The sequence below is a fragment of the Flaviramulus aquimarinus genome, assembly GCF_039543205.1.
GTDB classification, from domain to species: domain Bacteria; phylum Bacteroidota; class Bacteroidia; order Flavobacteriales; family Flavobacteriaceae; genus Flaviramulus_B; species Flaviramulus_B aquimarinus.
In genome coordinates this window covers 451,431-466,807 of sequence record NZ_BAABJH010000001.1, presented here as the reverse complement: position 1 = coordinate 466,807, position 15,377 = coordinate 451,431, and the positions used below count along the sequence as shown (strand labels likewise).

Below are 15,377 nucleotides of genomic sequence, written 5' to 3'. Positions count from 1 at the left end.
TACAACCATTGGTCTACACTTAATTTTCATCCATCGAAAATTAAAATTTAAAGCTCAATAGTAATATAGTTTTGTGGTATAAATATAATATATCATGAAAAAATTATTACTACTAATACTTCTTATTACATTTCAAATTAATGCCCAAGTAGGTGTTGATACACAGGGCGTACCGTTTAATTGCGATTATAATGCCTACTTATTTCAATATAATGATGTGTATGCCATCGATTTAGCATCTGGAAATTCATATAATGTAGCAACTGATGTTACACCAGGTAATATTAACGCAGCAGCTTATAATCCAGCCGACGGTTTTATTTGGGGGTCTTTAAGTTCTCCAGAAAAATCAATCGTTCGGATTGGAAAAAACTTTGAAACAACAACGTTTTATGTTGATGAATTACCAACAAGTGGACGTTACATAGGTGATGTAAGTGCAACAGGTGTTTATTTTTTAAAAGGTGGTGGAACAACCTATTATACTATAGATTTAGATCCGGATTCTGCTAATTATGGTGAGCATATAGCTACCTTAGAACTGCCTTTAAATGTTAGTATTCACGATTGGGCATTTAATGCTGTGGATAACAAACTTTATACGGTTGAAAAGAAAACAAATATTTTATATAGAATAGATGCCGAAACTGGCGCCATGGAAAGTTTAGGTGTAGTACCTATTCTATCTGGCTTAAATTACACCTATGGTGCTGTTTATTTTGATGCTTCTGGTCGCTTTTATGTGTCGGCTAATCAAACAGGAACCATTTATGTTATTCGAAGTGTTCAAGATTTAGATGGTACTAATACCATGGATTCTAATCTGTTTGCTTATGGACCTTCTAGTGCTCAAAATGATGGTGCCCGTTGTCCAACGGCTCCTGTGCCACAAGAAGATTGTACCAATGGTATAGATGATGATGGCGATGGATTAATAGATTGCGAAGATCCTTCATGTTCTGGTTATGCAGCTTGTCCAGTAATAGAAGCACCAACATCTGGTGGAAATCAAGGTGGTTTAGAAAGTAATAACAGACTTTCTGAACAGATTAGTAAACGAAACTTTAACCGTGCTAAGAGCAGTTATAAATTTGATAAGTTGACTGCAAAACGTTTTTCAAAATCAGATAGGTATGGAAAAATATCAACAAGTAAAGGTGGTGATTTTCAATTGTCAGATTTTATTCCTCTTGAGGTTATAAATGAAAATGAAGCTATAGAATCTTCTCCAAAAGATTTAATAAATATTACCAATGCTACCGATGTATATTCAGTAGATTATATGAGAAATAATGAAGCTGTAGCATCTATTTTATTACTAAAAACAGATAAAGGTGTTTATGAGCATACCAAATACATTTGTGATCGATTATTGGGGGCTCAACTAATTTCGGTATCTACCATAGAAATCAATGAACAAAAATTCATTAAATCATTAATCAGAAATGTTGATGGCAATATAGAATTTGTATTAAGTCTTTCTGCTAAACCCATAAATAGCAATACTAACTTCGGTATAGAAAGCCATTGGAATTTGGATAAATATGAAAGTAATGTTGGGTTTTACAATTTTCAAATCTGGTCTAATTCATTAGATGATTTATATCGCCTTGGTGAAGAAGTGGTTCGATTATTAGACGTTCAAAAACCAATAACAAGTTATAATAATTCCACACCACCTACCGTATTTGTTAGAAAAGGAACTTACCATAACGGTATGTTGGATTTACAAATAGTAAATACCAATAGGAGTAAAGCGGTTACTTTTGATGGCGGATTAAGAATTACAGAAACTAACGATGTAGAATATGTAGCGTCTACCATAGACTTAAACGGCGACTATATTACCAATGTTGAGGTTGATGCTGGAAATCTTTTTGATATCGGTTTTAGAATTGGCGATGGTGTAGAAACTCCAGATGATTTATTCATGTCTGACGGCCCATGGGGTTATGATGCTGCTGCACCAAGTACAAACGTTATAAATTATACAGTACAAACAAATGAAGCAGAATTTAATGATGATGAATATGCCGTTGAGCGTAACATTAATTTAAAAGCAACAACTAGCGAATATATTGCTGCTTACAGAGCCTTAACACCAAAGTTTAATCCTATAGATTTAACTGTCTACAACAGCTTTAAATTACAAGCTAAAGGTACAGGAACATTAATTGTAAGGTTGGTAAAAGAAGGTATCACCGACTGGGAAACACAATACAAAACCAGTATTGAATTAACAGATGATTATAATGATTATAGTTTGTTGTTTTCAGAATTCCAATCAAGTAATGGAATAGCTTTAGAGGCAAACGATATTACATCAATCGTGTTTACCATGTTAGCTGAAAACGGCACTGAAGTGACTAAAGAAATGACCTTAGAGCAATTGCGTTTCACAACAAGTAGTACTTTATCTGTGGATCCCTTAACGGAAGTTAACGGCATGAATGCTGTAGCGATACCAAACCCAATGACATCACGCACAAGTGTTCATTTTATAGCACAAAGTTCAGAAACTGTAGAACTTCTGGTTTATAACCAAGTAGGACGCTTAGTAAAACAAATACCATTTACTGCATTGCAAGGTAAAAATGAAATTGAGTTAAAACGTGGCAACTTAAGCTCAGGACTGTATTTCTGTACTATAAAAAGTAGTCATACTAATTACAAAACAACAAAACTGCTCATGGATTAATTAATAGCAAGTTACCCTAGTAGCGAGGCAAAAGACGAAAGTTTTTTGCCTTTTTTTGTTAAGATGCTTGCAATAAATCAAAATAAAGATCTTACTATATTTAGTGGTGTATATAATTATTAGTAAATATATATCTACCTTGTATACCATAATGTTCTCCATGAATTTTAAAACAAGATCTATGAAAATTAATCTTTTTTTACTTGTAATAATAGCATTAATTAGCTGTCAAAATCATAATGAATCAAAACCTTCTTGTGAGTTGATTGATATTTCAGTTATTGGATATCAATGCGATTCCCTTCGCGCTGTTGAGCAACATGGTAAAGCCGCACAATTATATTTCAAAACAGGTGAAAAGAATCTTTCCTCAGAGTTATTTGTTTATTCTGCATGGCAGTTTGGGGAAGCTGGTAAAATAGACTCAGCACTAATAGCTGTAAAACAAGCCATGAAGTATGGAATGAATAATCCATATATATTGGATAAACTTGGAATTAAGAATGAAAGTAAAAATAGTGAGCTTAGAAAAGAAGTCGATTTACTCTTAGAAAAGATTAAACTTAAAAATTCTTCAGTGAACAATTTTGAAATAGTAACAAGACCTATCAGTAGTTTTTGGAACTACTTTGATAAAGCTATGAAGGATGAGGCTAATGCTAAAAAGTATTTGTCTGAATTTATTTGTGAAGGTTCTTATGCAATTAAAGATTATTATCATATCAGATATGAAAATGTAGATAAAATGCACCGAATATGGATTGATGAAAATGCTGATTATTTTAGTTATGTTAAAAATTATATTACATCTGAAAAATTAGAGAAAGTATCAAAAGAGGCGAAACAAATGATGGTCAGATTTTCTAAAATTTACCCTAATGCTGTTTTTCCTAAAACATACATTGTACCCGATTTAATTAACGGAAGTGGAACACTTACAGAATTAGGGCTTTACATTGGAATTGAAATGTTTGCTAAATCTGACAATATGCCCCTAGACAATCTGAGTGATTGGGAAATATTAACAATTACTGAATTTGAAAATATGAAATTTGATTTAGTACATGAGCTTATGCATTTTCAACAATCTTATTCAGACACCGAAAACAAAGACTTATTAGTTGGTAAATTAATTGAAGAAGGAGTTTGTGATTTTTTAGTTTCACTACTTACAGACAATAATCAAGTAAGTCCTGGGGTACAAAGAAATCTTGATTACCTTGAAAAACCTGGAAACTTTGAATTTTTAATGAATGGACTCAAAAGGGATATTTATAGCGGAGATTTATCAAAATGGATGTATAACGGAGGAGGTATTACAGATAGACCTAGTAATTTAGGTTATACCATGGGTTACCTGATATGCAAATCATACTATAAAAAAAGTGTCGATAAAGAAATGGCAATATTTGAGCTATTAAATACTAATGACTTTAAAAAGATTATTATGGAAAGTGAATTCAAAGAAATTTTATAAATATGACATACAATAAAGTGCTGTGGTAAAAAGCTATTCAAAAAGACATTACTGTCTAAAAACAGGCTTCCCACTTAAATACCATTTAAAACGTAACCCAATTTCACTAAAAGTAAACCCAGCAGCAGTAGCCGAGGCAATATTACTTTGGGTACCGTAAAGGTTTAATAGGGAGCGTTTAGAAAACTTATAGCCTAACTTTCCTTGTATACGGTAGGTACTTTGGCTGCTGTCATCTTCAATATATTGCAAACCTGTAGCGGCTGTTAATTCGTAAAACCACGTGTTGGGTTTGGTAATGGCTTCATCTTTAATGAGGTTTATAAATACCTCACCAGCATTAAATTGTTTAGGGCTAAAATAAATAGTGGGTACTTGGTTTTTAAACGTAATGTATTGGTAATTTAAACCAGCTTTTAAAGCAGGCTTGCTTAGTATGTTATAGTATAGCGAGGTAAACAAAAGGTTTCTGGTATTATCATCGTTTTGCCAGGTGTAAAAGTACTGTGTAAACCAACCCAAATTAAAATTGGTACTTAGGTTATAATTGGCGTATAGGTTATTCATCACGATTTCTCGGTCTAATAATTCGGCATTAAAACTTTGTATTTCACTTTTGTAACCAATATCTAAAACCTGCAGTTTAAAAGGTTTGATATTAAAGCTAATATCGGTGACTAACTGCGTGTAATCGTTTGTACTGGCTTTTGCTGAGGTTACACCTGCAGTGCCTTTAAAAGTAATGTTAGGCAAAATTTGGTAGGCTAAACCTAATGAAAAATCATTTGATGTAGCATCGTTATCTGTTACTTTATTGTTCGTTGTTCTATATCCGTAATGTGCTAACCATTTAAAGCGGGTAGAGGTTGGGAACTCAATCTTGGTTTGTAAAGCATAAGCTTTGTTATTGCCATTATCAAAAGAATGCGAAGCCTTGGTTTCCCAAAACGGTGTAAAGGTGGTATTTAGAGTTTTAATGAAATTGGTGGCATCTTTTTGATTGTCATAAAAGGTCAATGTGTTTTCTGCAGATTGGTAGGCATCATCATATTTGCCTAACGCTTTTAGTGTATTTGCTTTCCCAAGGTTGCCATCAAACGAACTGCTGTCATTTTCTAAAATACGATTGTAATCGGCAACACTTTTCTTAAAATCACTTTTGTAAATATTTAGAGTGGCGCGTAAAGCTAAAATCCAGTTTTCATTAGGTTGTGCTTCAGTAAGTTCATCAATTAAACCTTTGGCATCTTTATATTTTTTATTCCAAATAAGCGCTTGAATATAACGTTCTTTGGTTTGTTGTATAAGTTTAATATCGTTTAATGTTGGGATAGTCTTATAAGCTTGTTCACTGATCTTTAAAGCGGCTTTTTCTTTGCCTTTTAAATGCTTAACTAAAGCGAGTCCGTTTAATGCCGTCGTTTTATGATTTGGGTTATTAGCTATAGTGTTATATGTGGTTTCAGCGTTATCGAATTCGCCAGCAATTAAATATAGGTTTGCTAGATTTAATAAGGTGTCTTTATCATCTTCAAAAAGTGATAGGTTTTCTTTTAAAAGCCTTTCCGCTTGCGTGTAATTTTGAGCTTGTTGATTTTGATAGGCGTAGCCTAAATAGATATACTTCTTGGAGGTTAAGGCGTTTTGGTTACCTGGAGAAACATCCAAAGCTTTATTCACATAAATTAAAGCATCATCATATATTTTAAGATTAGATAGCGTATTGGCATAGCCTAAAAGCGCAGGGAAACTTTGGTCGTTTTCTTTAATCAGACTTTCGTAAAAGGTTTTAGCATCGGTGTAGTTTGTATTCCAAAGTAAAGCTTCAGCATAGTTCAGTTTAATTTCAAAATCGTTGGGGTAAACTTTTAGTAAGTCTGTAAAAATAGTTACTGCTTTTTCCGATTCACCTTGTAAACCAACCGCACGGCCATAACATAGTTTGGCGGTTTTATTATCAGGATAATCTATTAAAACTGTTTCAAAAAACGACTCTGCTTTAGCGTATTTACCAGTTTCTAAATAGGTAAACCCTGTTTGCATGTCTTGTGCGCACACCAAAGATGTTATAAGAAATACGAGTGATATAATGTAATTTTTAATCGTCATGATTCGGGTTGTTTGTCTTATTGCAAGTTAAGGATAAGAAGTGATTCATTCATCTACAGCAACACGTCACTCAACGAAATTTAAAAGCCTTCTGTTGATTCTTGGATGATATTTGTATCAGAAATCAAAACAATATTAATTAAAAAATAGAAATTATGGCACTTACAATTAAAGAAAACAACGGAATATTTTTAGTAGAAGGCACTATTAATTCTACAACAGTTAAACAATTTAAAAACCATTTAGAGTTCTTGTTGCTTTATAGTAAAGCATTAACTATAAATATTGATGGTGTAAAAGCCATTGATGAAAATGGGATGAAAACTTTAAGAGCACTTCATACATCGGCATTAGTTTATAATAAAACTTTTGAAGTTGTAGGATATGGATGTAAAGCTATTTATGATGATTTTCAATACCATCACGCAGCATAATTAAACAATAAACCATAAAACACCCAAGATCATGCAAATCATAGCCAATTTAAAATCTAAAAGCATTACCCCAGAACAGTGGTTTATGATAAGTGTTTTAGCAGTAAACGGCGGGAATTATTTATATAACTTAATTCTTGGACGTTTGTTAGGGCCAGCACAATTTGCAGATGCCGCAGTACTTATAACCTTTTTATTAGTATTGAGTTTTGCAGCTATGACCTTTCAATTGGTAACAGCTAAATTCTCGGTGCTTTTTGAAAACGAGGTCTTTAAAAGCTTCATTTCTATTGTTTATAAAAATGCTTTAGTGGTTGGTATTGTTATGGGCTTATTGATTATTGGATTTGCGAGTGAATTGCAACTACTATTCAACACATCATCATCAAGCATGTTTATGGTTTTTGGTTGTGGTGTACCGCTTTACTTTTTTATGAGTGTAAACCGTGGTGTGTTTCAAGGTAAAAAAGCATTTAAAGCCTTGTCGATTACCTACCAATCAGAAATGTTGAGCCGTTTATTAATAACACTCGGACTTATTATATTTTTTAATATACAGTCATCAGTAGTTATAGCTGTTGGTATTTTAGCATCGTTTATATTTGGATTGTTGCCTTTTAAGTTTGGTAATCTGCTTCCAAAGAAAACCATAGTATTAAGTAAAATACATTCAAAAAACATAAAACGATTTTTTATAATCACAGCTTTTTATGAACTGACACAAATCATTATAAACAACAGCGATATTCTTTTGGTAAAGCATTATTTTGAATCGTATGAAGCTGGTTTGTATGCATCTTTAGCTTTAATAGGTAGAATCGTTTACTTTATTGCCTGGATGTTTGTTATGTTGTTATTGCCAACAGTAGTACAACTAAAAAAAGAAGGAAAAAATACAGCACCCATATTATTTAAATATGTGGGTTATATCGCCACAATTTCTATAATTATTATGATGGTTTGCCTAAGCTTTCCAGAAACGATTATAACGCTTTTGTTCGGAGATCGTTATACGGCTATGGCACCATTATTATGGAAATATGCTCTAGCAACGTCTATGTTTGCCCTATCTAATATTTTTGCATACTACTATTTGTCTTTGGATAAGTATGTGCCTGTTATCATTTCAGGGGTGTTTGGTATGCTACAAATGGGATTAGTTATCTTTTACCATGATAGTTTAGAACAGGTCGTACACATGCAAATTATAGCTATGGTTTTACTATTGGTTATACAGGTGTCTTTCTTCTTTTTTACCTCAAAAATCAACAAAAAACCATTGTCGTTGAATAACTAAATCTATAGCGATATTCCATTCGTCTACAGTAATAAGTCACCCATCTAAAGAAGCCCTTTTTATTCCTTTTTATACTGCAAATTTGTAGTGTAAATAATAAATAACATTTAAAATATATATTATGAAACTAGCAATCGTAACAGCATATCCACCAAGTAAAGTCACTTTAAATGAGTATGCATACCACTTGGTAAAGCATTTTAGACAAAAAGACGATATTACTGAATTAGTTTTATTAACGGATACAACTGAAGGAGAAAAAGATATAGAATTCAAAGAATCAGGTTGTGAAATAACCATTAAAGCATGTTGGACATTTAATAGTTATGCAAATATTTTGAATGTAACAAAAGCCATAAATCAAGTTAAACCAGATGCGGTATTATTCAATTTACAATTTATGAAGTTTGGGGATAAGAAAGTAGCTGCCGCTCTAGGTTTAATGTTACCCTTGGTTTGTAAGCTAAAAAAGATTCCAAATATTGTGTTATTACATAATATCTTAGAAGAAGTAGATTTAGGAAGCGCAGGATTTACAAGTAATAAAATCATGCAAAAGGTTTATGGATTTATTGGGTCTAGTTTAACGCGATTAATTCTTCAAGCAGATGTAGTTGCAGTTACCATGCAAAAATATGTTGCTGTTTTAGAAGCAAAATATAAGGCTCAAAATGTAAAATTAATTCCACATGGAACTTTTGAAATTCTTGAAGAGCCCAGTTATAATATTCCTTTACAACCTTTTAAAATTATGACTTTTGGAAAGTTTGGAACATACAAAAAGGTTGAGGGTATGATTGAAGCTGTAGAGAAAATTAGAAACCGTTCTAATTTAAACATGGAAGTAGTTATTGCAGGAACGGATAACCCGAATACACCAGGGTATTTAGAATCTGTAAAAGCACAATATAGTCATGTTGAAGGCATTACATTTACAGGTTATGTAGAAGAACATGAGGTGCCAACTCTATTTAAAGAAAGTGCTTTAGTTGTTTTTCCATACACATCAACTACAGGAAGCTCTGGTGTATTGCACCAAGCAGGAAGTTATGGTAAAGCTGTAGTAATGCCAGATTTAGGAGATTTAGCCCTATTAGTTAAAGATGAAGGTTATAAAGGTGAGTTTTTTGAACCAACGTCTGTTGCAAGTTTAGCAAACGCTATTGAAAAAATTCTTAAAAACAATGCTTATAGAGTTGCATTAGAAAAAGCAAATTATAAAGCGGCAACAGCCCACCCTATGTCTAAAATAGCAGATATGTATTTAAATGCGTTCGAAACAATAATTCAGCGTAAGAAAGGCGTGGAACTACAAGAACAGGTTATTATTTAGAAATGTTATGGTGTTTTGTCCCAAGTGTCTCTAAAGAAAAATCTTGTCTAAAGATATTATTCTATAGGATCTATTTTTTAGAGATATGTTTAAATGCGGGTTTAGTCTCTCCGTTTTGGTTAATAAACCCAAAACGCTCTTGAGCTCGTTTTCTCCAAGGAAGTCGTCCAACGACTTCCTTTGGTATTTCTGCAAAGTCGTAAAGTGTCCATGACATAAAACTGATGTTGTTAGTACTAAAAATAGTTTGCGCCTTTTTATGATAATTGCTTTGATCATTTTCATTATTCCCAAAAGGATTCCAAAGACCTTTATAGGACGACATACCAAATTCGGTAATAGCCAACGGTTTGTTTGGTATTTCTATTTTTAAATCTTGATAGGTTTTTTCTAAAGTATCTAAATTTTCATAATAATGAAAGGTAATGATATCTAATTTGTCTTTAAGAAGCGTAGCACTTTCAGCATCAGACCATCCGATAGTTACTGGATGTTTTTGGTCAATAGATTTTACTAAATCAATCATATGGTTCAACCAAGACACCACATTTATTTTTCCTCTCGATTTAAAATCTAAATTAGGTTCGTTTTTAATATCCCAAGCCAATAAAGCACTGTGGTTTTTTAAAGCTGAAACAATTATGGAAGCATGATGCTGATTAAGCGTCCAGTTTAAAACAGAATAATCCCCATAAAAATCAAAAAGCGTTACAACAACTTTTAATCTTTCAGCTTCAGCTAAATCTAATACTTGGGTTAACTTATTTAGTTTTTCTGGTTTCACATTTGCCTTTCCAAAATCATCATAAGGCACAAATATTCTAATACTATTCAACCCAGAATCTTTAATGATTTTAAAATCTTTTGAAATCGTATCAGTATCAAACTTATTCCCAAACATATCCCAAGGAGATGCCTGCGGATAGTAGTTAATACCTTTTATGGTAGAAATGCTATTTGATGCTGGAGCAAATTCATTTTTATAATCCGTACTTTCTTCTTTTATGAGATGTCTAATACGCCAAAATCCATCTTCTAACAACATTATAATTTTATAGGTTGATACCTCAGTAGTTTCTAAAATAACGGCTTCATTTTCATAGATGCGTTTATATTCAATAACGTTGTTATCGGTTAAAACAATAAGTTGCCCATCTTCACTAAAAAACTGGAGTGTAGGATGGTGTTTTAGAGTTGTTCCTTCAATCGAAATATTTTCGGAACTGTTATGTTCAATAGTATTAAAAATGTTTTTACGGGCATTTTCAGTATAATAGTCATCAATACCATTTGTAGTGTTTGTTTTGTAGGCCACATGTTTTACGTACCAGGCATCTAAATAATCATGTTCAATATTATTTAGTGTTTGGGCATCCATAGAACGACCTTCATTTTTCAAAGGTGCCCATTTCAGTTTTGGGAGATATTGGTCTATTTTTTTAATTTCTGTATGTAGCATGCTACTTCGGTCTGCACCAGTGTTTAGGTAGCTAAATAAATTACTAATACCAAAAATAACAAAGGCAATAATGGCAATGTAAGACCCTACTAAAACAATACGTAATATGTTTTTGTTAATACCTGTCATAGTTTTTTATTACTGTATGTTTTTTCAAGTCCAGCTGTTTTAATTTTAATTGTATAAGTGTTGCTTGGGACATTGTTAGTATTTAATTTGAAAGCTGCATACCCCTCAAAGGAACTTTTAGAGAGGGTTTCGAGTTTTATATCATTTTTATAAATTGAAAGCGCAACTTCTAAACCATCGGGAATCATTTGATCCATAAAACTTTTTAAGGGACCAACGCTTATAGTTCGATTGTTTTTAGAAAAATGTACTTCAAAATCTAAAATCACTGGCTTAAAAGCTAACTCAATTAGGTTGCTTTCGGCCATACCTTCAATAAAGGCTTTAATTGTCCAATGATCTTTATGGTCCGGATGAATCATTTTTGCGGAGGCTATACCTTTTATAGTGGTACCTGAGGTTTTTAATATAGTGTTTGAGGTATTGGTAATAAAGAATTCTACAAAAGTGCCATCACTGACTATATTATTATGTTGGTCTTTTATAATAGATGTTGAAAAGGATGTAATTTGATTCCCATCGGCATAGTCATGATTTTGTTGATATGAAATCTCAAAATTTGTTGGAATAGCTGGTAGTACATTTATTGTGAATTCTTTTGAATTTCTGTTTATAGATGTTGAAGATACAAGTATGCGTCCTTTTTTTGTTTCAGAAAATATATTTTTATAGCTAATGCTATTTTTCATATAAATGGTAGTTTCAGTTTCATTTTGTAAAAATTGATGTTTGGTCGTAACTGCTGTGCTATCTTTTAAAGGGTTATCATAAACATCGGTAGGAATAACAACGAGCATGCTATAATCTGTTCCACCAGCTTCTATACTTGGTGGGCCTAAATAGGTTTCCATAGTAGTAACTTCTTGTTTTGGATGTATTTTCAATTCACCAGATAAATTTGAAAGTTCGCTTAATAACGTCCATGTAATAATTCCTTTTTTTTTGCTTACAAATTCTGGTAGTTGGTATTTTAAAATATCAGATTCAGTCGTTGGTTTTATGATAGAGGAACCATACCCATAACTTAAATAAAGATTTGGTTTTGAATTGCCGCTGTTAGAGAATTTTAGTATGATGCTAATACCAGCTTCAAATTCGGTTTCTGTAGTTAATAATTTGAAATTATCATTCGCAGCAACATTTTTAATAGATATTGGTGTCGATAATAAAGCTATCAATCCTGAAATAAGCAGATATGTAAATTTTATTTTCATTAATTAGGGTTTCCTATATAGGTGTTCATTTCAATTTTAACAAAGCTATAATTTGTATGGTTTATAGGTTGTAAAACGGAGTGTGTTTGATTATGAATTCTATTTGGAACAATTTTATTTGAAATGGATGTGTTCGGCAAACCATTTACAAAACAATTTTCCATATCGTTATTTATTAATTGTATCGTGTCATTTTGTAAAATGGGGTATTCAAAAGATTGTTGACGCTGTTGTCTAATACCTTTAGCAATAAATAGGTGATCGACCCACAACATGGTTTTGTTTGCGTCATAATATGTAATTAACAATTGAGGAATGGTAACTTCTTCAATGCCTGAATTGAAGAGTTTTCCAGTAATATGATTTTTTGAAATGTTTAAATCACTTAAGGTTATTCCTTTATATAAATCTGAACCTGAAACATTGCCAGCGACTTGTAAATTGAATTTTGTAGGTTGTTCTTCAAATTCAACAGGTGTAAATTCATCTGGATTAAAAGTTTTAGGAATAGAGTCTTTAGTTTTGGACCAGGCAATGCCTTCAAAATTAATTTTAAAAGTACTCACTTCTTTTGGCATGAGTTTGTGCTTTACATGATATTTTGCGTTGTAGGTGGCTAGTTCTTTGTTGTCATCATTATATAAGGTACCTTTTAAAACGACATCGGCAGGAACATTATCTATGTTTTGAACTTCACCGATTAAGGCATAACTCGAATTATGTTTTACCAATTTAGCCGAAAGCACTTCTAAAACAGGTTGTTTTAAAATGTCTTCATGGTGGGTTTGTTCGGTTGTAATTCGACGTCTCCCTTGATTAAAATATGTAGTAACATTATCCAAATAAAGTTGGTCTGGAGGTAAGTCCAAATCTACATCATCAGGGTTTATGTACCATTTTCCATTTAGTTTCGTCAATGATTTATAATCCGTTTTACTTATTTTTTCTAGAGGCGTAATCCATTTGGTATTCACTTTTACTGTTGCTAAACTATCCGTTTGCGAAGTTATAGTTGTTTCAATAGCATCTAATTTGGCGTAAGAACTTAATAAGCCATCAGTAACCGAAATTTCTAACATATACTGAGCTATAGGCAGATTGCTTTTTGGATTAACTAATTGGTGGGCTTTTTCAAATGCTTTAAAATCTAAAGCATCATAATAAGCTAATAAAACATTTTCTGGAGAATGATGCGAATCATTTTTAATATAGAATCTATATAAGCCAAAACACACGGTTATTGCTAAAATGATAGACCAGATGTGGGTAATTTTAAGTAAGCCTTTTGAAAAATGAGTATAGTTATTCTGAAATTTTAAATAATCAGGAATCGTTTTTAATGTCCTTTTTAAAGTTCGAATCCATAACATTTGAATATTTAATACAAATGCTATAATAACAGTTAGAAAGGGGGTGATACCCCAAAGTATTTTTTGCCATGTAGCAACATCATCTTTAGGTAAGATAGAAGAAATAGGTGGCACGTTTAGTTTTTCCCAAACTTGAATGCCGTTTTCTAATTGCCGTAAGCGTTGCCATCCACAGAAGTATAAAATAGGGTCGTAAAACTTGTCATTGGAAAATATATATTTAAAATTATATTTTTCTGGGGTGGTTAAAAATTGTTGTAATGAGCCAATACCTTCAACACCTTTAAATTTTGAATTTTCCAAACGCTCAATGGGTCGGGTTGTTAATTCCGGTAAACGTCTTGCAGAATGGTAATTGCCATCAACACTCATGGCATTGGTTTGGGCTGATAGCCATGCCATTTGGTCACCAAAGCCTAAAGTCATATATCGCCATTGGTCATGTTGATCTTGATTTAGGAAATTTACAATGGGCAACATTTTTATTTGCTGAGGCTGTGATGGTCTAAAATATCCTAAACTCATTGTAAAAATGGTCATGAACAAAAACAATCCAGCAAGTAACCCACCAATTAATCTGTGGTAAATAGCTCCAAATTTGTTCTGAATGCGTTGTTTTAAATCGCCTTCAACAAATCGATATACAAACTCCCCAAAAAATGGCAAGGACATTATAGAGGCCCAAAGGGTAAAGCGGTCTAAGGTTAGAATGTTAAATGCTGTTTCTCCTAAAAATAGCCTTGGAATAAAAGTTGTACCTCCAGTACCTAAAACGGCAAGGATAGTTATAGAAAACCCAAAAAACAAATAGCGTTTACTGTAATATCTGTAAAATATATAAGGTAGAAAAATTAACAAAACACCCCAAGGAATTAAAAAGAACACCAGACCAGAAGATGTGATTTCTAAAAAATTATCGCGAGATCCATGAGGTATTGGCACCTGTGTAATAGGGTTGTTTTTGGAGTTTATCCAATAGGGTAAAATACAGCCAATTATAATAACAAGTGAGAGCATTCCAAAACTTATAATACGTTTAAAGAGTTTGAAAAAACTATTTAAGAATACTTTGAATGTAACGGCTTTTATGGAATTAACTTGCTCACTAGAAACATCCATGATAACCATACCTATTAATGGAAAAATAAAAAATACCATTCCAAATATTGGGGTTACATGATGTGATGTTACGGTAACTGCTATTAATGATAAAGCTGTTAGTAAATATCGGTACTTGCCTGTTTTTAACCAAAGATAGATTTCAGGTAAGGCATGCATTAAAACTGAAATACCAATAATACTGGGTAATTGCCCAAAAACATGTAAGGTTTCAACAAAAGAGGATGATAGAACTGCAAGTATGGACGCATAACCGGCTACTTTTTTATTGGATGTAATCAGTAATGAAAATCGGTAAACCCCAGTAATAAATAGTATAATACTAATTAAGGCTACCGTAAACAATCCAAATTTTAACCCACCAATAAAAGATAAAGCGGCAATAGCTTGATGGACTAAAGGTGGGTAGCTCATTACAGTAAAACCTGTATACCACTTGTAATTCCATGGCTCAAACCAACTATTGGCGTAATGATCTGCAAAAAATAAATGGATTAACGCATCATAAGTCGTTTCCAAAGTAAAAAATATAGAGGTGCCATGAAACACTATTCCTATTAGTAGGGCAATAATTAGGTGTTTATTTGAGGTTTCTTTCATTAAATATGTAGTACCAATCTTATTATTGTAAATATAAATAATTTAAATGATGGTTCCATTTTTAATTATCGACACAAAATTACCATTCGTCTACACATGGTTTGTGGTTTAACTAAATATTAATTTTAGTAAGCCTTG

At 32.3% G+C, this 15,377-nt stretch carries 9 protein-coding genes; 5 read left to right on the top strand and 4 right to left on the bottom strand.

The features are described 5' to 3' along the window. The first annotated feature begins 94 nt into the window (after positions 1-94). Positions 95-2,698, top strand: coding sequence for a DUF6923 family protein (locus tag ABD941_RS02155; protein ID WP_345272339.1), 2,604 nt, complete (start codon positions 95-97; stop codon positions 2,696-2,698). 181 nt (positions 2,699-2,879) lie between these two features. Beyond that, on the top strand, positions 2,880-4,175 hold the full coding sequence (locus ABD941_RS02150; protein WP_345272338.1) for a hypothetical protein: 1,296 nt from the start codon (positions 2,880-2,882) through the stop codon (positions 4,173-4,175). A gap of 48 nt (positions 4,176-4,223) precedes the next feature. Here ABD941_RS02150 and ABD941_RS02145 read toward each other — a convergent pair whose 3' ends face one another. After that, positions 4,224-6,284, bottom strand: a complete 2,061-nt coding sequence (locus ABD941_RS02145; RefSeq protein ID WP_345272337.1) for a tetratricopeptide repeat protein — start codon at positions 6,282-6,284, stop codon at positions 4,224-4,226. Between the two features lie 155 nt (positions 6,285-6,439). Between ABD941_RS02145 and ABD941_RS02140 the strand changes: the two genes are divergently transcribed. The 3 genes from ABD941_RS02140 to ABD941_RS02130 all read left to right on the top strand — a co-directional run bounded on the left by ABD941_RS02140 (position 6,440) and on the right by ABD941_RS02130 (position 9,348). Then, a complete protein-coding gene (locus tag ABD941_RS02140; RefSeq protein WP_345272335.1) occupies positions 6,440-6,718 on the top strand; it encodes an STAS domain-containing protein in 279 nt (92 codons plus the stop codon). A gap of 31 nt (positions 6,719-6,749) precedes the next feature. Further along, positions 6,750-8,015, top strand: coding sequence for an oligosaccharide flippase family protein (locus ABD941_RS02135; RefSeq protein WP_345272334.1), 1,266 nt, complete (start codon positions 6,750-6,752; stop codon positions 8,013-8,015). Between the two features lie 121 nt (positions 8,016-8,136). Further along, positions 8,137-9,348, top strand: coding sequence for a glycosyltransferase (locus tag ABD941_RS02130; protein WP_345272332.1), 1,212 nt, complete (start codon positions 8,137-8,139; stop codon positions 9,346-9,348). A gap of 70 nt (positions 9,349-9,418) precedes the next feature. On the opposite strand, the gene ABD941_RS02125 is transcribed toward ABD941_RS02130, so the two are convergent. Genes ABD941_RS02125 through ABD941_RS02115 form a run of 3 tightly spaced genes read right to left on the bottom strand, consistent with a single transcriptional unit; the run spans position 9,419 to position 15,239 of the window. Further along, entirely contained in the window at positions 9,419-10,936 is a 1,518-nt protein-coding gene (locus ABD941_RS02125) for a glycoside hydrolase family 2 TIM barrel-domain containing protein (protein WP_345272331.1), read from the bottom strand. Further along, a complete protein-coding gene (locus tag ABD941_RS02120) occupies positions 10,933-12,150 on the bottom strand; it encodes a hypothetical protein (protein ID WP_345272329.1) in 1,218 nt (405 codons plus the stop codon). The genes ABD941_RS02125 and ABD941_RS02120 overlap by 4 nt, the downstream gene beginning before the upstream one ends. Next, positions 12,150-15,239, bottom strand: a complete 3,090-nt coding sequence (locus tag ABD941_RS02115; protein ID WP_345272328.1) for a hypothetical protein — start codon at positions 15,237-15,239, stop codon at positions 12,150-12,152. The genes ABD941_RS02120 and ABD941_RS02115 overlap by 1 nt, the downstream gene beginning before the upstream one ends. Positions 15,240-15,377 lie beyond the last annotated feature (138 nt).